Below are 19,010 nucleotides of genomic sequence, written 5' to 3' on the forward strand. Positions count from 1 at the left end.
TATACACTTCCGGTCGCTCTTGTCCGCAGGAAATTTTGATTTGAAGCCGCTTCGCAGCGGATATTTCCCGCGGACAAAGGCGAACGCTGTCGCTCCTCCAGTGCATACCCCACCTCCGTATGTTTCTCTGTATTAGTAAAACCACTTTCTTGACAAACACAGCAGGCCCTTTCGGGCCCGTCGTTCTTTTCAATAATCCTTCGTATAACCGGCCCCTACTCCTCTAGCGGCTTGCCGAATTCGTACAGCCTTCCTGCCGCGGCATCGGCAGCAAGCCGTTCCAGCCAGCGCAGCTCCGTGACGGCGTGCTCCCAGCGGCCTTTCATCATATGTAGCACGCTGCGCGGCACGGTAGGGATATGCTCCTCGTAGATGTCATGCAGCAAGGCTACGATGCGGCGCTGCTCTTCAATCTTTTGCGTAATAATGGCATGAATACGCTGCGCATCTCCATGAAAGGCGAACACCAGCGCCGCATACATCGGGTGAAAGACGGTCGTGCGGCTCTCGAATTGCTCCAGCAGCAGGCGGTGAAACAGCTGCCTGCCTTCTTCCGTGATGCGGTAGACGGTGCGGTCGGGACGTCCGCTCTCCTTTACAATTTCCAGCGCCTCAATGTACCCTTCTTTATTCAGCGTATCGATAGCGTAGTACAGCGAGCCTTCCTGCATTTTAATGTAGTGGAGCATGGCCCGCTCCTTCATTTTATGCCGCAATTCGTAGGGATGGCTGTCTCCTTCCATGAGCAGACCCAAAATGACGAGCTTCATGGACAACCGTATTCACCTGCCTTACATATGCTGCGGGGCGTGAACGCCGGAGCCCTCATCCGGACTGCCGCCTTCTTTGCGGGGGCCTTTCGCCGGGACTTCCATTTTGGCTTTACCCATGAGCAGAATAAAGATGAGCGCGAGCACGGCCATCACGATGGTTACTTGAAATACATAGGCGATGGAATCCGCAAGACCGACCATCATTTTCTCCAGTACCGGCTTCGGAACGTTCGCCTGAAACTCCGGCGACAGCAGCGCCCGCGGATCGGCCGGCGTCTTCGCACCCGCTCCGGCGGGCAACAGCTCGGCCAACCGGCGGCTTAGCGCGGACGCTTGCATCGCGCCCAGCACCGTCAGGCCTACGGCAGAGCCGATCGAACGGAAAAAGCCGACCAGCGAGGTAACGGTGCCGCGAAACCGGAAGTCGACGTTATGCAGCGAAGAAATCGACGTCACCGGGAAGCCCGTGCCGATGCCGAGCCCCATGAGAATCATATAAAGCGTAATTTGCCAACGGGGCGTATCGACGGATACGAGGCTGAGCAGCGCGGTTGCGATCAGCAGCAGCAGCACGGAGCCGAGCATGATGCCCCGGTACGACAGCTTTCCGATAAACCGCCCACCGATCGCACTGCTGGCAACCACGCCCAGCATCATCGGCGTCAGTACGAGTCCGGCGCTCGTCGCCGATCCTTGGAATACCCCTTGAATGAACAGCGGAATGTACGTCGCCGCGGACATCATCAGCGCCCCGTAGAAGAAACAGACGCCCATACTGGCGGTAAACAACCGGTTGCCGAAGAGCGGAAGCGGCACGACCGGGGAAGCGGCGCGCATCTCGATCCGGATGAACAGTAGAAGGAAGACGACCGCGATAGCGAACAAGCCGATGATCTGCACTGAATCCCATGCATACTCCTTGCCCCCGAGCTCCAATCCGAACATCAGGCTCAAGATCGAAACGGCAAAGACGAACGTTCCCAGCCAGTCGATTCTCTGATTCGGATTGTTCGGCAGCACCGGATGATAGAAGAGCGAAATAAGAATCAACGATACGATACCGAGCGGCAGATTAATGTAAAAAATCCACGTCCAGTTCACGTGATCGGTGAAATAAGCGCCCGCCAGCGGCCCGAGCACGCTCGATATGCCGAAGACGGCACCGAACAGACCTTGCATCTTGCCCCGCTTCTCCGGGGGAAAAATATCGAAAATAATAGCGAACGTAATCGGCATCAGCGCACCGCCGCCGATCCCCTGGATGGCGCGGTAGACGATCAGCTGCGTCATCGTCGTCGAGGTGCCGCAAAGCGCCGAGCCGATCATGAACACGACAAGACCGAGCAGGAAAAACAGCTTCCGGCCATACATATCGCCGAGCTTGCCGAAGATCGGCATCGATACGACGTTGGCGATCAAGTACGCGGAAAATACCCATACGTACTTGTCGAGTCCTCCGAGCTTGCCGATAATCGTCGGCATGGCGGTCGAAACGATCGTCTGATCGAGCGAAGCCAGCAGCAGCCCGAGCATCAACGCGGCGACCGTCCATGCGGTATTCGTTTTTTTCTGAACCATAAATTGCTCCTTACTTTACCTGGATGTATTTTTAGTGCTAAACTGAATTATACTCAAATTTGAGTAGGTGACAAGAGCAAGTGTGATTTTTTTCTCTGGGCGTAGTTTGCCCTAATCTTTTAAGTATCATATAATGGAGTAAGTCAAGAAATTGTATTTATGCTTACTAAATAAATGATAAAATTTGCTTATTTCGAGAATGCTATTGGAAGCGTTCGCGCCCCGGTGAGGAGGAACGATGTGAATCTCAATCAGTTGGAAACGCTCATTACGATATCCAAGACCATGAGCTTTCGCAAAGCGGGCGAAATTCTGAATCTGACCCAGCCGGCCGTCTCGGCGCAAATTAAAAGTCTGGAAGACGAATTCAAAACGGTGCTGATCGACCGCAACCAGCCGGTTACGCTGACCGACAGCGGCCAAGTCTTTCTTGAACATGCGGAGATTATTTTACAGACGGTCGAAGATTTGAAGCAGCGGCTTTCGGACTTGAACCAAACGCCGCAAGGACATATTCATCTGGGAACGACAACTTCGATCGCGATCCAAATTTTGCCAAGGGTGCTGTCTTATTTTCAGAACCAGTTCCCCTTGATCAAAACAACCATCCATTCGATGACCACCTCGCAAATCATGCACAGCGTCGAAAACGGAACGATCGATATCGGCATCACCTACCTGTTCGACAAGCATCCCGCGCTTGAAAGCTCCGTGCTTTATTACGATACGTTCGAGCTGGTCGTCTCCCCCGATCATCCGCTTGCGCGTTTCGCGCATGTGCCGATCGAGCGGCTTCACGAGCTGCCGCTGATCATGCTGTCTCCGGAAACGGCCGGACGGAGGTTCGTGGATCAAATTCTGAAGCAGCTGTACATCACCCCTCAGGTAGTAATGGAGTTGTCCAGCAGCGAGGAAGTAAAACGGATGGTGGAGCTGAATCTCGGGGCGGCGATCATCTCGAAGCTGTCGATCCAAAGCGAGCTGCGCCTCGGGACGCTCAAGATGATCAAGGTGAACGAGCTCGAAATCAGCCACCCGGTCGGGGTGGTATACAAGTCTGGACGCTATCTGAGCTCGGCGCTGCATCAGTTTCTACAGGATTTGAAGGGCATGCAGGAAACTCAATTCATAGGTTCGGAGTGAGGGAACGCCATGAAATTCGATTTGCATACGCATCACGAACGGTGCGGTCACGCGACCGGAACTATCCGCGATTATATCGAAGCGGGGATCAAGAACGGCCTGCAAGTCATCGGAATTTCCGATCACTCGCCGTACTTTGCAAGCAGCGTGGACCGGGAGCAGCCCGGCATCGCGATGGCGAAGAGCGAGTTCGCCCGTTACGTGGAGGAAGTGCTGAAGCTGAAGGAGGAGTACCGCGGACGCATTGACGTTCTGCTCGGAGTCGAATCGGACTTCTTCCCCGAGGTGGCGGACGTATACCGCAAAGTGTACGAGCAGTATCCGTTCGACTATATCATCGGGTCGGTGCATTTGTCGGGCGGCGTCAGCATCTTCAACCGGAAGCGGTGGAACGGACTGACGGACCGTCAGAAGGTGGAGCAAAAGGAGCTGTACTACGATCTGATCGAGCAATCCGCGCGCAGCGGCATGTTCCAGATTCTCGGCCACATCGACGCGATGCGCGGCTTCTACCCGGCCTTCTCCGATATTCAGACCGATGCGGTAGACCGCACGCTGCAGACCATCGCGAAGTACGATATTGCGATCGAGATCAACACCTCCGGCAAAACGAAGGATTGCGGCGGCTGGTACCCGATCGACGAGATTTTGGAACGGGCGCTTCATTTCGGCGTCCAGGTCTCGTTCGGCTCGGACGCGCACGTCCCTTCCCGGGTTGGCGACGACTGGGATGAGGTAGCTGCAAGGCTTAAGGAAATCGGGTTCCGCGAATGGGTGTACTACAAGGAAAAACAAAAGCAGGTCGTCCCTTTATAGCGTAAGGGCAAAAAAATATCCGGCAAATTCCCCGAGGGCCGAGGAATTTGAGCCGGATATTTGTGCTTTGAAGGCCGCTCGGCCGCGCTTATCTTGCAGTCCGTTTTGGTCCCGCGGCTCTCGCGAGCTTCGCAACCGCCCGGGAACGGGGCTTGCGTACGGCTTTGGCCGGAGGCCTGAGGCTCTTGACCTTCGCTCCGCCGCCGAACAGACCGCCCAAGCTCCCGAAGCTGCTGAACAGCTTGAAAATTGGGCTGACCTGCTTTACGATGGTGAACACCTTCTGTACCTTGCCCATGGTGGAAATGATGCCGTCGAGACCTCCGATCGTATTGAAGAACGAGAGGAAGCCCCCGCCGCCACCGGCCCCTCTGGCCACCTCCGCCGTACCTACGCCTCCGCCAGGTACACCGCTGACGGTACGTTCAATACTGGAAAAGCCGCCCAAGCCTCCGCCGATGCCGAGCGGGCTGAATAGCCCCCGCACCTGAGCCGTATTCATATGGGGAGCGGGATGTAACGGACGCAGCCGGCAGGCAGCGCCTCGTTTTACCGATTTGACTGTACGGGCCGAAGCTTTTTTGGGAGCGGCATTACGCTTTTTATTGTTCATTCGTCGATCCCTTCCTTAGCTGAGAAATGAATCCGACTTGTCTGATACATCAGCGTATGTCGGTCCGCCCTTCCGCGTATGGGTAGGTGGACCGGTTGAAGGAAAATGGGTGTATATTCAAGAAAAACACATGTCCAATGGGAGGTATTCCGAGTATGACGATACGCCGCGCTACGGCTCATGACGCGACTCTGCTCAGCGAGCTGTCATTTCGCTCGAAAGCTTATTGGGGCTACGATCCGCAGTTTATGGAAGCCTGCCGCGAGGACCTGACGCTGCGCCCCGAACATATCCGTTCGTCGTCCGTCTACCTGCTTGAGACGGACGACGGTGAAATGGCCGGCTTTTACAGCCTGCGGCCTCCGGGTTCGGGCGGTTCGTCCGATTCGGTGGCCGAGCTCGACAGCCTGTTTATCGCCCCCGAATACATCGGCCGCGGGTACGGAAAACGGCTGTGGAGCCATATGCTTGCTACCGCCGCCGAGCTTCGCCTCCCGTGTATCCGCATTCACAGCGACCCGCATGCGGAAGCATTTTACACCAAAATGGGCGCCGTGCGGATCGGCGAAATCGAATCCACCGTTTTCCCGGACCGGAAGCTCCCGCTGATGGAGCTGCTCCTTACTGCTCCTTGATATCGAACGAGAATTGCAAAGGAGGAAGCGCCATGCTCCATGAGATGTCCGATATCGCGGGCAAAAAAATCGTCATCATCGACGATGAACCAGACCTCGTCAACCTTCTCGATGCCGTGCTGCGCAAAGAAGGATTCCGCTTGGTATTCAAAGCGGCCACCGGGCTTGCCGGCATCGAGCTGTGCCGCAGCGAAAAGCCGGATCTGATCGTCCTCGACGTCATGCTGCCGGATCTCGACGGCTTTGCCGTTTGCCAGCAGCTGCGGCAATTCACGCTTGCGCCAATCTTTTTCCTGTCCGCCAAAAACGAAGACGTGGACAAGCTGCTGGGGCTCAGCCTCGGCGGCGACGACTACATCACAAAGCCGTTCAGCCCGAAGGAAGTCGCGTACCGGATGAAGGCGTACTTCCGCCGCAACCGGTACGCGGCCATGCAGGAGGAAAACCGCAGCACCTACGAATTCGGCAGCGTGACGATCGACGAGAAGCAGGGCGAAGTACGCAAGCACGGCGTTCCCGTGACGCTCACCGCCAAAGAATACCAGCTGCTGCTGTTTTTGGCCCGGCACCCGGGACAGCTGTTCAGCAAGGCGCATTTGTACGAAACCGTATGGGGCGATTCGTATACGGGATATGACAATACGGTGATGGTGCACATGCGCCACCTGCGGGAAAAGCTGGAGGACAAGCCGTCGGAGCCGGAATATTTGCTGACCGTGCGGGGACTCGGCTATAAGCTGCAGCGAAAGGACGGACGGCCGTGAAGTGGAAAGTCATTATCCAATTCCTGTTATCCATGTCAACGCTGGCGTTCCTGATTCTGATCGTCAATTATACGGTGCTGTATTTTCTGGCGGGGGGCCCTGCCTTCGAAAACGGAAGAACGGCCGCTTTCGCCGAGCGGTTTACGCACGACTTCGGGCAGCGCATTGCCTTGCAGGACGGGCACCCGTACGTCACCCCGGAAGGTCTGGAGGAATTGGACCGGCAGCGGGCCTGGATTCAAGTCTTGGATGAATCCGGCGCGGAAGCGTTCGCCTATCATAAGCCGCCGCATGCCCTGACGCATTACTCGCCCAGCGAAATCGCCTTTTTTTATAAATATGCCGTCCAAGATTTTACCGTCTTTATCAGCCGCGTGGAAGATAACGGCTATCATTGGAGCTACATGATCGGCTTCCCGGTGGAAACGGTGGCGAAATATTTTTTGTACATCAGCCCGAAAAATGTGCAGACCTTTTTTCCGAACGGTCTCTACATACTCATCGGGGTGACGTTGGGCGGCACGCTGATCATCGGCTATTTGTTCGCCAGGAGACTGTCCAAACCGGTACGGACCGTCATCGACGCGATTCGCGAGCTTGCGGACGGCCGTTATGAGCTTCGCCTTGCGCCGAAAGGAATCTATAAAGATGTGTACCGCAGCCTGCTTCACCTCTCCTCTACCCTGTCGTCCCTTAAGCAGCACCGGGATCGCGTGGACCGCATGCGGGAGGAATGGATCGCCGGCTTGTCCCACGATTTGAAAACGCCGCTTTCCTCCATCAAAGGCTACGGCGAAGTGCTTGCCGAGACAAACTACGACCTCAATCCCGACGAGCGGACCGGCTATGCGGCGACGATCGTGCGCAATGCCGCTTATATGGAAGGATTGCTGGACGATTTGCGGCTGACGTCTCAGCTTAAGCACAATCTCCTGCCGATGGATAAGCGGGAAAGCGATGTCGTCCGGCTGCTGCAGGAAACCGTCATTTTGCTGCTTAACAGCCCGGAGGGCGAGGACCGGACGATTGCGTTCGATGCGAATCCGCAGACGATCCTGTTGTCCCTTGACGCCAAGCTGCTGCAGCGCGCGTTCCTGAATCTTCTCTTCAACGCGCTCGTTCACAATCCTGCGGGGACGCAGGTGCAGGTTGCCGTCTCGGGCAATGAGAGCGGCGTGCGCGTGGTCATCGCCGACAACGGCGTAGGCATCTCCAAGGAGGATATGGCCAAGCTATTCGACCGGTATTACCGCGGCACGAATACGGCGGCAAGCCATCAAGGCTCGGGGCTCGGACTTGCAATCGCCCGGCAAATTATCGAAGCGCACGACGGAAAGGTCGAAGTGGAGAGCCGGCCTGGGCACGGTACGACGATCCTTGTTCATTTTCCGCAAACTTAAGGCGGATTTAAGGTAAACTGAAGCGAAGCTTAAATTCCATACGATACCATGCTCTTGTCGAACGAAAGGAGCATGGTTTTTTTATGAGCGAATTCATCTTGGAAACGAAACGGTTATCAAAACAATTCAAATCGTTCGCCGCGGTCAAAGGGGTCGACTTGCAGGTACGGCCCGGCGAAGTGTACGGCTTCCTCGGTCCGAACGGCGCAGGCAAAACGACGACGATCCGCATGCTGCTCGGACTGATTCGTCCGACGCAGGGCGAGGTTCGCGTCTTCGGGCAAGACTTGGCCCGGCACCGGCTCGATATTTTGCGCCGGGTCGGCTCGCTGGTCGAGTCTCCGTCCTATTACAGCAATCTGAGCGCCTATGACAATTTGGAGATCACCCGCAAGCTTCTAGGCGCAAGGAAATCCGACATCGACAAAGTGCTGGAAACGGTAAGGCTGTCCGAATGGCGCAACAAAAAAGTCAAGACGTTCTCCCTCGGCATGAAGCAGCGGCTCGGCATCGCGCAGGCGCTGCTGGGCAATCCGATGCTGCTCGTGCTCGACGAGCCGACCAACGGCCTGGACCCTGCCGGCATTCTCGAAATCCGCGAGCTGATCGCCCGCCTGCCGGAGGAACGCGGCTTGTCGGTGCTCGTCTCCAGCCATATTTTGAACGAAATCGAGCTGATTGCCAGCCGTGTCGGCATTATTTACAAGGGCGAGCTGCTGTTCCAAGGCTCGCTTCAGGAGCTGCGGGAGCAGAACAAAACGATGCTGCGCATCGATGCCGCTCCGCTCGTGGAGGCGGGCAATTTTCTGCTGGCCCGGGGCCATCAAGTGGAAAAGCGTCATAACAGCCTGTACGTGGACATGTCGGGAACGAGCGCTGCCCGTCTGAACCGCGAGCTGGTTACGGCCGGCTTCGACATCTCGCACGTTAGCGAAAATACACCGTCGCTGGAAGATATTTTCCTGACGATGACGAAGGGAGCGCAAAGCTTGTGAAGGCATGGAGCGTCATTGCGGCGGAACTGTACAAGCAGAAAAAAGGCGTCCTGTGGAAGCTCGCCTTCGGCGGTCCGGCCCTCGTATCCGTACTGATTTTCCTGAATATGTCTCTGCGCTACGATTATTTGATGCAGCGGCATGCAGGGAAAACGTCGTGGGAAGCGATGCTGAACGAAGTGTTTTTTCTATGGGCCTTCTTCCTCCCGATCGGGGTTACGCTGCTGGCGGCTATCGTCCATTTCCGAGAATATAGCGAGAACGCCTGGAAGCACCTGCTGAGCCTGCCGGTGCGGCGGGGACACGTGTATGCGGCCAAGTGGCTTGTCATTGTGCTCGCGACCGTCTTATCGGTGCTGGCGCTTATGGCCGGCCTGCGGCTGGGCGGGCTCGTCATCGGCTTTCCCGAACCGTTCCCCTTCGGCCTTTATGGACAGTACGCGCTGTACCTGATCTTTTCGTCGCTCGGCATCGCCAGCGTGCAGCATTGGCTCAGCTCTCGCTTCCGCAATACGATTATTCCGGTCGCCGTCGGGGTGTCGGGCACCGTAGGCGCGATCTTCCTCGCCCAGTCGGAGTGGATGCGCTACATCCCGTATGCGGCCCCGCTGTTCACCATGCCGGGTCCGGATGGGGACGCCGGCGTCTCCATCGTGAGCGGGCTGCTCTTCGGAACTGCAGCGCTGCTGGCCGGCATGCTCGAATTCGGGAAAAGGGATATTTTGTAACCGTACGCCAAGGAGGTACGCTGGAGATGAAGTCGTTATTCGCCGCCGAATGGCTGAAATTAAAGCATTCGCGCATTTTGTGGATCGTTATTCTGATGCCGATCCTGTTAACCGCTCAAGGCGTCGGCAATTTTACCCGCTACACCGACGTATGGACCCGGGACGATTGGACTGTCATTATCGAGCAGTGTCTCATTTTTTACCCGCCGATGCTGCTGCCGTTTTTTATCGCCATTGTCATCGCGCTTATGATCCGCATCGAGCACAGCCATAACGGCTGGAAGCATCTGCTTGCGCTGCCGGTGCGACGCGGGCATATTTACGCGGCTAAGTTCGGCCTCGCGTTGCTGCTGGTCGTCCTGAATATCGCCGTCTTCGGCGCAAGCATCGTCGCCGCAGGCTTGGTCGCGGGGGCGAACGGCCCGATCCCGCTGGACCGGATCGCGCTGCCGCTTCTGCGCCTGATCCCGGCCGTGCTGCCAATTATGGCGATTCAATTCTGGCTCAGCCTGCGCTACCGCCATATCGGCATCCCGCTAGGCATCGGGATCGGGCTGGCGATCCCCTCGCTCCTTGTGGCCAATACGAAATATTGGATCGTCTATCCGTGGACCTATCCGACGATGGCCGCGCTCGCGAGCCAAAGCAGTACCTTCAGCAAAGGCCCGCTTCTGTACGGCGTGGTAGCCCTTGTCTTTCTTCTGATCACCGTTTTCGGCTTCACCGAGTTCAGACGGCGGGACATTCTGTGAATCGTATCATCTGCAAGCGAAGGCTTTCCGTTTTCGGGAACCTTCGCTTTTTATTTTTCGCGAGATCATTATCATATCGGTGTGCCGTTTCTGTGATATAATTAATGAACGTAGGTACATCCAAAAATGCTTATAATATACATTTATATACTGAAAGGAAATGAGCGAATGAGCAAGAAAATAAACGGCGGCTGTAGCGTTCCCAATTTTGAAGGCTGCCCTGTCGAGTTTACGCTGGATGTCATCGGAGGCAAATGGAAGGGTATCCTGCTCTACCATTTGATCAACGGAACGAAACGGTTCAACGAGTTCCGCCGCATTTGCCCGGCCATTACTCAGCGGATGCTGACCCTGCAGCTTCGAGAGCTGGAAGAGGACGGCATCGTGCATCGCGAAGTATACCAGCAGGTTCCGCCTAAAGTGGAATATTCGCTCACCGAATTCGGCCGGACGCTGGAACCGATCATTCTGCAGATGAAGCAGTGGGGGGAAACGTACCGAGGCCGGATGAACGATACGGCCGAGGCCGTGGCTGCGAAGGAAGAATAGCTGAGCGAAAATAAGCGGAGCACGACGAAAGGCTGCCGGAATTATGGCAGCCTTTTTGACGATTGATCAGGATAGTTGTACCTGAGCTGAAACTTTCCTTAGTTGAAATTTTCTTGGTCGATGACAATTCATAGACGTAATGGGTAGCTTGAAGTATTTCCGATCTGCAGAAGAAATTGCAAAACAGATTCAGACGAAGATCATGCTTGCAACAGGAGTCTGGTCACGGGCTGGTATTTCTGAAAACAAGGTGTTGGCCAAGCAGGCCTGTGATAATTTTGCAAATAAGCATTCAGAAGGCATATTTGTGTTGCCGCAGGCTGAAGGATCTCGGCACCCATGGCCGCTGCCGATCAGCCAAATGTTTGGTGTAGGTAGGCGAATGACAAATCACTTTTTTGAGAATGGGCATCTATACGATCGGCGACCTTGCTCAAATCCCATTACCCAAATTCAAAACCGATTCTAGGAATCATATTCACACCTCGTCACAAATCCGAATGGATCAATCATATAAGTCGATTCCCTTGCCGATCATAAGAATATTGAATGATCCTCCCATCATGGTACCATACATTAACTGACCGGCGGCAGTGTTATAATGAAACTCCGGTCTTCCAGTTGCATCTTGCATCGCTGTACGATGGCCTGCGCTATCATAGTACCGCAAATAAGCCTAAATCCCGACAAACATTAATAGAACTTAGGCTAGTTCTGATCCTTATTTTACCATATTCGTTAGTGGTAGTGTTGGACATCTATACAAATTTCATGATTTGTGAAGGAATAAAAAATAGGAATCCGCCAATTGGATCCCTCATTATAAATATTATTTTATCGATTTCAACATTATGGATTCTGTCGAACCGTTATTCCAATTTACTTTAACTTGAATTTCTTCTTCTTTAGAAGGTTTTGCAAAACCAGTTCCCGGGGTTCTATCTACAATGGTTTTATTGTTTGGCAGCATGATTCCGGATGCTTCTCCCTTTCCTATACTTGATGTATAGGAGTAACTTACAGGACCTGAAAAATTAGAATCCGAACCTTTGTATGAAAGTTTAAATACTGTTTCTGTTGAACTTTGTGTCTTATGATAATCAAATTCTGCAGCCCAATTTTCTCCTTCCCCTTTATACTTCATAGCAGCATTATCAGTACAACCAATAGTAAATATCACCAAAACGAAAACAATTAAAATTAATGCATTTCTCACATAATGCACCTCCAGTGGTTAGCGAATTATCCCTTTTATTATATATAAAAATAATAAGTATGAGATTAATAATCTCATACCTTATTATTTCATTATTTTTAATTATAATTGTTTGACAACGTCAGTTCCCAGCTAGAAGTGCCCCTATAAAGTTTTACTTCGGTATATACTCCTACCAACGTATATGATTGGGAAGTCCTCACAGGAACCCAGTTAGAATTTATACCATAATCAAATTTGTTATTTAACAACTCATAGTTGTAATGTTCTTCTTTCTGGTCCGCATGAGAACGGTCCTTTGTTGTACCCGTTTGTCCAATTCTAACCAATCTATTGTCCAAAGAAATTTTAGAGTCACCTACAGTCCAGCCACCTTTTACCTCTGTAAGGGAGATATATTCTAATCCTCCGCTAACTGTAATATTCCAATAGATAGTTGAGAACGCATTAACAGCATAACTGGAGTCCCAAGCATTTTTCGGTTTTTCACCCGAACCTCCGGCAGCGTAGGGCGTTGCAAATGCTGTTGTAACATAACGTTTAACCGTACTATTGGATGTTTTATCTTCTTTAACTTCTAGAAGTTGGGTAGTACTTAATGATTCTAGATCCACAACCTCATTTGTTTGATTATTTTTCAATTCTACCTTAGGTAATGCGACCTTCTCATCGGAAATTCTATTTTTGGCCTTCTGATATAAAGTATCTAGATCCTTTATTTCGGATTTACTAAAAGTAACCTTAAATCCTGCATCCGGTTTAATAGATTCAGGAGATTGAGCAGAAGCTAGACCAGCAGTAGTTAGTAACAATAGAGAGGAAAGTACAATTGAGGCAATTTTTTTCATTTTTTCTCCTACTTTCACGAGTTTTTTTGGAAGTCGGCCAACTTCTATAGTAAATCTTAACATAAAAATGATAATATATCCATTACATTTTAATTTTTATTATTATTTATAATATTGTATTATTTAGTAATATATGAATAATATTACCATTGTTAAATGAATTTTAATAATATCGTGTCTTTCTGTCCGAAGCCCGACAAATATATTACGCTATCAAGAACGAACGCGATAAATGCTAAGTCGAAAATGGATAGAGATTCAGATCAATTTCTGAAACTCTATCCATTCTCATTTCGTCAGTTGACTCCCTTTTTATTATTGCGCAGGACCATGAACCATGACCGCTAAGCCGGGGTAAGCGGCGGCAAGCTCGGATGCCCGCTCCTCGATCCGCTTCCGCTCAAAGCCCGCCCCGAACAGCTCGCGATTCGGCCGGAACGTGACGCTCGTGCCTGTCGCCTCCGTCAAGCCGACCGTCAGCAACTCCGTCTGCGGGATGCCCTGCATGTAGTCTTGACGGTGCACCTTCCCTTCGCGCTTGATTTCAACCGACAACGATTCGGAAAGCGCATTGACCACCGCAATGCTGATCCCTTTCTCCGCACCGGGCGAAACGAACGGCGCATTTCCGCTCGACTCGGCAATATCCGTCAGAACGCTCTGCACGTTCGAAAGGTTCGAAGAAGGCAGGGGGCGTACCGGAATTCCCCGGCCGTTGTCCGCTACGGTCACTGTGTAGTCGTCATGCACAAAAATATGGACTTCGCTGCAATAGCCGGCCCGATGCTCCAGCACGCTGTTTTCCAAAACGGCCCATAACAAAATGTGCGTATCGTAGCCCCCTTGCTCCCGTCCCAAGTAAGCGCCCGCATCGCTTCGAACCTCCGTCATATCCATGTAATCGCTCGTGTCGATCAGATCCGTGAGCGCGGCCAGCAGCAGCAGCAAGGGCAGCATCCGATGGGCGGGAAGCGTATATCCTCCTCCCGGCTCTTGAACGAGTAGATCGGCCCCAAGCAAAGCTTTCAGATGATGATAGAGCTGTCCGGTCGTCCCCATATTTAGCCGTTCCACCAATGCGGCCCCGGATAACGGTTCGTTCACAACGGCCCGCAAAATATCCAGCCGCTGCTTATGTCCGAGCGCAGACAACACTTTAGACGCTTTGTCCGTATTCAGACGGAGCAGTTCATCCATCCGCCGCTCTTGCGGTGTCCAGTGGAAGGCACGCCCCCTTCCTTCATAGTGGCCGGAATAATAAACCGTCCCTTCCCCGGATTCGCCTGTATCGGTTGCTGAACCGACCAAGCCTCCTGAAATCCGCCCGGAAGCCGTTCCGGGTGCCGGAATCGCCTTGGACGGCTGCTCCACCAAACAGCGCCGAACCAGCCTTTCTAGCTCCGACATGCGGACGGCCAGCTTATCGATTTCCTGAAGAGCATCTCGTTTCATGGACTCACCTTCATTTTATAATTTTACGTAATTACGTAATTGCATTATATCAATGAAGGAAGATCGTGTAAATGCCTTTTTAAATAATGGTTATGTTAAACTCAACTGTTGATATTTGCAGAGCGAGGAGTACGAAAACACAACGTCGAATAAAAGAATGTGTTAGTCTCCTCATGCCTGTTTTCTGTCAAAGATACGAATGTAACTCTTTGACAAATGGCTTACTGGTGAACCATCGGGCACAATACGAAAACAAAATGTCTGCTGATCGCAAAATTGAAGAGGAATGTTTCTTGATGACAACTAGCAGAACGAATCCTAAGGTTGATGAATTTTTAAGCAAAGCCAAAACGTGGAAGGAAGAATATGAGAAGCTGAGAAATATTGTACTTGACTGTGAGCTGACCGAAGAATTTAAGTGGATGCATCCTTGTTACACGTTTGAGAATAAAAACATAGTTTTAATACATGGTTTTAAGGAATATTGTGCGCTTCTGTTTCAAAAAGGGGTCTTGTTAAAGGATGCCCATGGAATTCTAATCCAACAAACGGAAAATGTACAGGCGGCACGCCAAATTCGGTTCACCAATGTACAAGAAATAGTTGAAATGGAAGGCATCTTGAAAGCCTATATTCAGGAAGCCATTGAAGTTGAGAAAGCCGGTTTGGAAGTGAATTTTAAAAAGACTACAGAATTCATAATTCCTGAAGAACTTCAAAATAAATTCGATGAATTCCCTGCCTTGAAAACTGCTTTCGAAGCATTGACACCTGGACGGCAAAGAGCCTACATTCTTTATTTTTCCGAACCCAAACAATCCAAAACCCGAGAGTCAAGGGTTGAAAAATACATGCAGCAAATTCTCAACGGCAAGGGATTAAATGATGAATAGCCTGCATAATAAAAAGACCGGAGAACGTCATACGTTCGTCCGGTCTGCTCTCGCCTTACTTCTTCTTCAAATCTTCGATCGAATTGATCTCCATATATTTCGGAACGACCAGACCGATCTTGGTCCCTTTCAAGTTCGGGCCGAGGTCCTCGAATTTGCCTTTAAACTTCTCGTAATAGTCCTTATGCGTCGTCGGCAGCCAAGCGGCAACGATCGCGTCGACATCACCGCCGGAGACACCGGCCCACATCGGGCCCGCTTCCACCTGCAGCATATCCACCTTGTAGCCGAGGCGCGATTCGAGCACCTGCTTGACGACGTTCGTGCTGGCGATCTCCGAATCCCAAGCGACGTAAGCGAGCTTCAGCTTCCGGCCTTCGGCCTTCGGCACGTCCTTCACCCAACCGTCCACCTTGGCGGCGTTCTCTTTTACCCAATCGGCCGCAGCAACTTCCGGCTTCTTGCCGTCCATGACCGCTCCCATGACTTTCTCCATGTCGGCCGCGGTCCATTCGAACTTGTCGAGCACCGCATAGGCGGACGGCTCCGCCGTTTTAAGCCCCGTTCTTGCAATCGTATGAATCTCTTCATCCGCCCCGTAAACGCCCTTCGGGTCCTGCAAATATTTGAGATCGTATTTGGCGAACATCCAGTGCGGCGTCCACCCGGTAATAATGATCGGCTTCTTCGCTTTATACGCTCTTTCCAGCGCCGCGGTCATCGCCGTGCTGGAGCCTTCCACAAGCTTCCAGTCGGTCAAGCCGTAATCTTTAAGCGCCTGACTCGTTGCCTTCATAATGCCCGCGCCGGGGTCGATGCCGATAATTTCATATTTCACTTGATCCCCTACAAACGCCGAGGTGTCGGAACTCTTGGCCCCGCACCCAACGGCAAGCAGAGCGATCCCGAGAAAACATAACGTCATCCACAGCAGATTCCGGTTTCGTTTTTTCAATGCTTCTTCTCTCCTTTAGGTTTCATCTTAATCGCATGCTGCGTCAGCCGGTCGAGCACAATCGCCAGAATGACGACGGCGAGCCCCGCTTCGAAGCCTTCGCCCGTCTTAAGCTGGGTAACGGCGCGATACACGTCCGCTCCAAGCCCTTGAGCGCCGATCATCGAAGCGATGACGACCATTGACAGCGAGAGCATGATCGTTTGGTTGATGCCGGCCATCAGCGTAGGCAGCGCCAGCGGGAGCTGGACCTTCCACAGCTTCTGTCCGGGCGTCGTCCCGAAAGCGTCGGCCGCCTCGATCAGGTCGAACGGCACTTGGCGGATGCCGAGGTTCGTCAGCCGGATCGTCGGAGGCACCGCGAAAATAACGGAAGCAATGACGCCAGGCACTACACCCAGACCGAAAAAGGTAACCGCCGGGATCAAATAAACGAAGGCCGGCATCGTCTGCATAAAATCGAGCAGCGGCGTTAACGTGTTCTGCACCGTCTTGTTTCTCGCGGACCAGATGCCGAGCGGCAGGCCGACGATGACCGAGAGGAAAGCCGAGGTCATCACAAGCGCGAGCGTGTCCATCGTATGGTCCCAGAACCCGAGGTTGGCAATCAGCAGCATGCCGAGCAGGGTAAAAATGCCGAGCATGAGCCCAGCCGCACGGTAAGCCAGGAAAGCAACTAACACGATGAGCACCAGTGCAGGCGGAAAATGAAACAACAGCGAAAACAAATTGACCGTTCCTTCAATTAAGGAAGAAATAAAGCCGAACAGCCACTCGAAGGTGGAGCCGAGCCAATCGACGAGCCCCTCGACCCATTCGGCAATCGGAAGCTTAGGACCCATCTGTGGTCACCGCCTCTCGAACCCGGTCGTGGTTGCCGGCCAATGCTCCGAGCACCGCACCGCGAATAATGACGCCGAGCAGCCGCCCGTTCTCGGACGTGACTGCCACCGGCACGCGGCTTGTGCTGACGGTATCGAACAGGTCGCTCAGCAGCGTATTCGGCGACACCGTCGGCACCTCGGAAATGATGATCGAATCCAGCGTCAAGTGCTCCCGGATCGCCCGGGCCGCGTCTTCGGCCGTCAATACGCCGATCAGCCGCTTGGCACTGTCAACGACGAACAAGTTGGAAATGCCGTTCTCCCGCATCAGCTCCAGCGCTACGCGCGGTCCCCCGCGGTCATACGCGATCGTCTCCGGCCGGCGCATGACATGCGAAGCGTTCAATACCCGGGACAGATCGACATCTTCGATAAATTTCTCCACATATTCGTTGGCCGGGGTGATCATAATCTCCTCGGGCGTGCCGATCTGGACGATGGAGCCGTCTTTCATCAGCGCGATCCGATCCCCGATCCTCAGCGCTTCGTTCAAATCGTGCGTAATGAAAATGATCGTCTTCTTCAGCTTTTCCTGCAGCTCGCGCAGCTCTTCCTGCATATCCTTGCGGATCAGCGGGTCGAGGGCGCTGAACGCTTCGTCCATCAGCAGGACCTGCGGCGAGTTGGCGAGCGCCCGGGCCAGGCCGACGCGCTGCTGCATGCCGCCGCTCAGCTGGTCCGGATATTGATCCGCCCATTCCTCCAGTCCGACCAGCGCAAGCGCTTCCCGCGCTTTTTCCCTGCGGATTTTGGCCGGTACCTTCTGTACCTCCAGCCCGAACTCGACATTTTGCACAACTGTCTTATGCGGGAACAGCGCAAACTTTTGAAACACCATGCTCATCGCCGTCCGGCGAAATTCGCGCAGCCGCTCCTCGTTCATCTCTACGATATTTTCACCGCGGAACAGGATGCTTCCATCCGTCGGTTCAATCAGCCGGTTCAGCAGCCGGATCAGGGTCGATTTGCCGCTGCCGGACAACCCCATAATGACGAAAATCTCTCCTTCTTTGACCGTAAAGCTCGCGCGGTTCACGCCCACGGTCTGTTTCGTCTCCGCAAAGATACGCTTCTTGCTCCAGCCTTGGTTAAGAAGCTCAAGCGCCTTCTCCGGATGCTGACCGAAAATTTTGGTCAAATGCTTTACTTCGATCAAAGCCGTATCCCCCCATTCTTTCAATGCTCTTAAGTTTACAGGTGCGCAGGGCGATGGGTCAAAAGCGAAATAAGTTTGTTTCGTACGTACAGAAAAAACTTTACATACGTATCGTACAGAATACTCCCATTTCCTCCAAATTCCTTTCTTGCTAATAGCTTTACTTTCAAATGCATGTTCAATACAATACAATGAGAATATTTATTTTAGGCAAAGCATTCTGCCGCGGAATGGCTACGAGCGGCGGCAGCATCCGCAGGAGGCATAATTAATTATGAACAACTGGGTTGGGATGACGGAGGAACAAGCTGGCATCGTTCAAAAGGCCCGTAAACGCGTAATCGAATCCATCGGAAAAAATATGGATTTATATGGCGTCACCCTTTCCACCGGCCATTTGTATGGCATGATGTTTTTTCAAGATAAGCCTATGACGCTTGATGAAATGGGCGAAGAGATGGGCATGAGCAAGACGAGCATGAGTACGGGCGTACGGACGCTGACGGACCTCAAGATGGTTCATAAAGTGTGGGAAAAAGGTACGCGGAAAGATTTGTACGAGGTCGAGCCGGACTGGTACCAGACGTTCGCGGATTTTTTCGTCATTAAATGGCAGAAGTCCATCGAGATGAACGTGCAGGCGCTGCGCAAATCTGCGGCCGAGCTGAAGCGGCTTGCGGAGAGTGACCCGGACAACGAAGCGCTGCAAAACATCGTCGCCACCGACACCCGCAAGCTGGAGGAAGCGATCCGCTACTACTTATGGCTCGGACGCTTGATCGATACGTTCGAATCCGGGGAAATTTTCAAGCTGGTGCCGAAGGAGGAGCCGCAAGCGGACTCTCATTAATACGCTGTAT

Annotated in this window: 21 protein-coding genes; 12 read left to right on the forward strand and 9 right to left on the reverse strand. The window is 52.8% G+C overall.

The window, feature by feature from the left end; all coding sequences use genetic code 11:
* Nucleotides 1–215: 215 nt before the first annotated feature.
* A complete protein-coding gene (locus tag KQX66_RS01105; protein WP_216788764.1) occupies nt 216–776 on the reverse strand; it encodes a PadR family transcriptional regulator in 561 nt (186 codons plus the stop codon).
* Nucleotides 777–791: 15 nt separating this feature from the next.
* Nucleotides 792–2,351: an MDR family MFS transporter gene (locus KQX66_RS01110; protein ID WP_216788765.1), complete on the reverse strand. Its 1,560-nt coding sequence runs from the start codon at nt 2,349–2,351 to the stop codon at nt 792–794.
* A 240-nt stretch (nt 2,352–2,591) separates the two neighbouring features.
* On the opposite strand from KQX66_RS01110, the gene KQX66_RS01115 reads away from it, so the two are divergent.
* Nucleotides 2,592–3,494 (forward strand): LysR family transcriptional regulator, encoded by a 903-nt coding sequence (locus KQX66_RS01115; RefSeq protein ID WP_029191694.1) that lies wholly within the window; start codon nt 2,592–2,594, stop codon nt 3,492–3,494.
* 9 nt (nt 3,495–3,503) lie between these two features.
* Nucleotides 3,504–4,310: a histidinol-phosphatase gene (locus KQX66_RS01120; RefSeq protein ID WP_216788766.1), complete on the forward strand. Its 807-nt coding sequence runs from the start codon at nt 3,504–3,506 to the stop codon at nt 4,308–4,310.
* Between the two features lie 88 nt (nt 4,311–4,398).
* Here the strand turns inward: KQX66_RS01120 and KQX66_RS01125 are convergent, their stop codons facing one another.
* The gene (locus KQX66_RS01125; RefSeq protein WP_216788767.1) at nt 4,399–4,923 is read right to left on the reverse strand and encodes a hypothetical protein; all 525 of its coding nucleotides are present in this window, start codon (nt 4,921–4,923) and stop codon (nt 4,399–4,401) included.
* A 155-nt stretch (nt 4,924–5,078) separates the two neighbouring features.
* Here KQX66_RS01125 and KQX66_RS01130 point away from each other — a divergent pair, with 155 nt between their 5' ends.
* The 8 genes from KQX66_RS01130 (at nt 5,079) to KQX66_RS38160 (ending at nt 11,215) form a co-directional block, all read left to right on the forward strand.
* Complete coding sequence (locus KQX66_RS01130; protein ID WP_216788768.1) at nt 5,079–5,558, forward strand: GNAT family N-acetyltransferase; 480 nt, start codon at nt 5,079–5,081, stop codon at nt 5,556–5,558.
* Nucleotides 5,559–5,590: 32 nt separating this feature from the next.
* Nucleotides 5,591–6,322 carry a response regulator transcription factor gene (locus KQX66_RS01135; protein WP_216788769.1) on the forward strand — a complete coding sequence of 244 codons (732 nt, stop codon included), beginning with the start codon at nt 5,591–5,593 and terminating at the stop codon, nt 6,320–6,322.
* Nucleotides 6,319–7,722 carry a sensor histidine kinase gene (locus tag KQX66_RS38080; RefSeq protein ID WP_216788770.1) on the forward strand — a complete coding sequence of 468 codons (1,404 nt, stop codon included), beginning with the start codon at nt 6,319–6,321 and terminating at the stop codon, nt 7,720–7,722. The genes KQX66_RS01135 and KQX66_RS38080 overlap by 4 nt, the downstream gene beginning before the upstream one ends.
* Before the next feature lie 83 nt (nt 7,723–7,805).
* Nucleotides 7,806–8,717 carry an ABC transporter ATP-binding protein gene (locus KQX66_RS01145; RefSeq protein WP_216788772.1) on the forward strand — a complete coding sequence of 304 codons (912 nt, stop codon included), beginning with the start codon at nt 7,806–7,808 and terminating at the stop codon, nt 8,715–8,717.
* The gene (locus KQX66_RS01150; protein WP_216788774.1) at nt 8,714–9,445 is read left to right on the forward strand and encodes an ABC transporter permease; all 732 of its coding nucleotides are present in this window, start codon (nt 8,714–8,716) and stop codon (nt 9,443–9,445) included. The genes KQX66_RS01145 and KQX66_RS01150 overlap by 4 nt, the downstream gene beginning before the upstream one ends.
* Nucleotides 9,446–9,471: 26 nt before the next feature.
* A complete protein-coding gene (locus KQX66_RS01155; RefSeq protein ID WP_216788777.1) occupies nt 9,472–10,197 on the forward strand; it encodes an ABC transporter permease in 726 nt (241 codons plus the stop codon).
* A gap of 168 nt (nt 10,198–10,365) precedes the next feature.
* Nucleotides 10,366–10,746 (forward strand): winged helix-turn-helix transcriptional regulator, encoded by a 381-nt coding sequence (locus KQX66_RS01160; RefSeq protein WP_216788778.1) that lies wholly within the window; start codon nt 10,366–10,368, stop codon nt 10,744–10,746.
* Nucleotides 10,747–10,885: 139 nt separating this feature from the next.
* On the forward strand, nt 10,886–11,215 hold the full coding sequence (locus tag KQX66_RS38160; RefSeq protein WP_368858140.1) for a Y-family DNA polymerase: 330 nt from the start codon (nt 10,886–10,888) through the stop codon (nt 11,213–11,215).
* A gap of 360 nt (nt 11,216–11,575) precedes the next feature.
* Here KQX66_RS38160 and KQX66_RS01170 read toward each other — a convergent pair whose 3' ends face one another.
* The 3 genes from KQX66_RS01170 to KQX66_RS01180 all read right to left on the reverse strand — a co-directional run bounded on the left by KQX66_RS01170 (nt 11,576) and on the right by KQX66_RS01180 (nt 14,262).
* On the reverse strand, nt 11,576–11,962 hold the full coding sequence (locus KQX66_RS01170; RefSeq protein ID WP_216788781.1) for a hypothetical protein: 387 nt from the start codon (nt 11,960–11,962) through the stop codon (nt 11,576–11,578).
* 98 nt (nt 11,963–12,060) lie between these two features.
* Nucleotides 12,061–12,810: a hypothetical protein gene (locus KQX66_RS01175; protein WP_216788783.1), complete on the reverse strand. Its 750-nt coding sequence runs from the start codon at nt 12,808–12,810 to the stop codon at nt 12,061–12,063.
* A gap of 315 nt (nt 12,811–13,125) precedes the next feature.
* Nucleotides 13,126–14,262, reverse strand: a complete 1,137-nt coding sequence (locus KQX66_RS01180; RefSeq protein ID WP_216788784.1) for an ATP-binding protein — start codon at nt 14,260–14,262, stop codon at nt 13,126–13,128.
* Between the two features lie 296 nt (nt 14,263–14,558).
* On the opposite strand from KQX66_RS01180, the gene KQX66_RS01185 reads away from it, so the two are divergent.
* On the forward strand, nt 14,559–15,155 hold the full coding sequence (locus tag KQX66_RS01185; RefSeq protein ID WP_216788786.1) for a YdeI/OmpD-associated family protein: 597 nt from the start codon (nt 14,559–14,561) through the stop codon (nt 15,153–15,155).
* 55 nt (nt 15,156–15,210) lie between these two features.
* On the opposite strand, the gene KQX66_RS01190 is transcribed toward KQX66_RS01185, so the two are convergent.
* The 3 genes from KQX66_RS01190 to KQX66_RS01200 are packed head-to-tail and all read right to left on the reverse strand — an operon-like array spanning nt 15,211 to nt 18,150.
* The gene (locus KQX66_RS01190; protein WP_216789658.1) at nt 15,211–16,080 is read right to left on the reverse strand and encodes a glycine betaine ABC transporter substrate-binding protein; all 870 of its coding nucleotides are present in this window, start codon (nt 16,078–16,080) and stop codon (nt 15,211–15,213) included.
* 26 nt (nt 16,081–16,106) lie between these two features.
* Nucleotides 16,107–16,952 carry an ABC transporter permease gene (locus KQX66_RS01195; RefSeq protein WP_216788795.1) on the reverse strand — a complete coding sequence of 282 codons (846 nt, stop codon included), beginning with the start codon at nt 16,950–16,952 and terminating at the stop codon, nt 16,107–16,109.
* Complete coding sequence (locus KQX66_RS01200; RefSeq protein WP_216788798.1) at nt 16,942–18,150, reverse strand: quaternary amine ABC transporter ATP-binding protein; 1,209 nt, start codon at nt 18,148–18,150, stop codon at nt 16,942–16,944. Before KQX66_RS01200 ends, KQX66_RS01195 begins: the two co-directional genes overlap by 11 nt.
* Nucleotides 18,151–18,424: 274 nt before the next feature.
* Here KQX66_RS01200 and KQX66_RS01205 point away from each other — a divergent pair, with 274 nt between their 5' ends.
* Nucleotides 18,425–19,000, forward strand: a complete 576-nt coding sequence (locus KQX66_RS01205; protein ID WP_216788800.1) for a GbsR/MarR family transcriptional regulator — start codon at nt 18,425–18,427, stop codon at nt 18,998–19,000.
* Nucleotides 19,001–19,010: the final 10 nt, after the last annotated feature.

The organism is Paenibacillus oleatilyticus (assembly GCF_018998565.1).
GTDB classification, from domain to species: Bacteria; Bacillota; Bacilli; order Paenibacillales; family NBRC-103111; genus Paenibacillus_G; species Paenibacillus_G oleatilyticus.

Coding starts and splice junctions, on each gene's coding strand:
- KQX66_RS01155 (WP_216788777.1), top strand. CDS start 9,472: ATGAAGTCGTTATTCGCCGCCGAATGGCTGAAATTAAAGCATTCGCGC.
- KQX66_RS01175 (WP_216788783.1), bottom strand. CDS start 12,810: ATGAAAAAAATTGCCTCAATTGTACTTTCCTCTCTATTGTTACTAACT.
- KQX66_RS38160 (WP_368858140.1), top strand. CDS start 10,886: ATGGGTAGCTTGAAGTATTTCCGATCTGCAGAAGAAATTGCAAAACAG.
- KQX66_RS01130 (WP_216788768.1), top strand. CDS start 5,079: ATGACGATACGCCGCGCTACGGCTCATGACGCGACTCTGCTCAGCGAG.
- KQX66_RS01205 (WP_216788800.1), top strand. CDS start 18,425: ATGAACAACTGGGTTGGGATGACGGAGGAACAAGCTGGCATCGTTCAA.
- KQX66_RS01185 (WP_216788786.1), top strand. CDS start 14,559: ATGACAACTAGCAGAACGAATCCTAAGGTTGATGAATTTTTAAGCAAA.
- KQX66_RS01180 (WP_216788784.1), bottom strand. CDS start 14,262: ATGAAACGAGATGCTCTTCAGGAAATCGATAAGCTGGCCGTCCGCATG.
- KQX66_RS01190 (WP_216789658.1), bottom strand. CDS start 16,080: ATGACGTTATGTTTTCTCGGGATCGCTCTGCTTGCCGTTGGGTGCGGG.
- KQX66_RS01135 (WP_216788769.1), top strand. CDS start 5,591: ATGCTCCATGAGATGTCCGATATCGCGGGCAAAAAAATCGTCATCATC.
- KQX66_RS01145 (WP_216788772.1), top strand. CDS start 7,806: ATGAGCGAATTCATCTTGGAAACGAAACGGTTATCAAAACAATTCAAA.
- KQX66_RS01125 (WP_216788767.1), bottom strand. CDS start 4,923: ATGAACAATAAAAAGCGTAATGCCGCTCCCAAAAAAGCTTCGGCCCGT.
- KQX66_RS01120 (WP_216788766.1), top strand. CDS start 3,504: ATGAAATTCGATTTGCATACGCATCACGAACGGTGCGGTCACGCGACC.
- KQX66_RS01160 (WP_216788778.1), top strand. CDS start 10,366: ATGAGCAAGAAAATAAACGGCGGCTGTAGCGTTCCCAATTTTGAAGGC.
- KQX66_RS01110 (WP_216788765.1), bottom strand. CDS start 2,351: ATGGTTCAGAAAAAAACGAATACCGCATGGACGGTCGCCGCGTTGATG.
- KQX66_RS01195 (WP_216788795.1), bottom strand. CDS start 16,952: ATGGGTCCTAAGCTTCCGATTGCCGAATGGGTCGAGGGGCTCGTCGAT.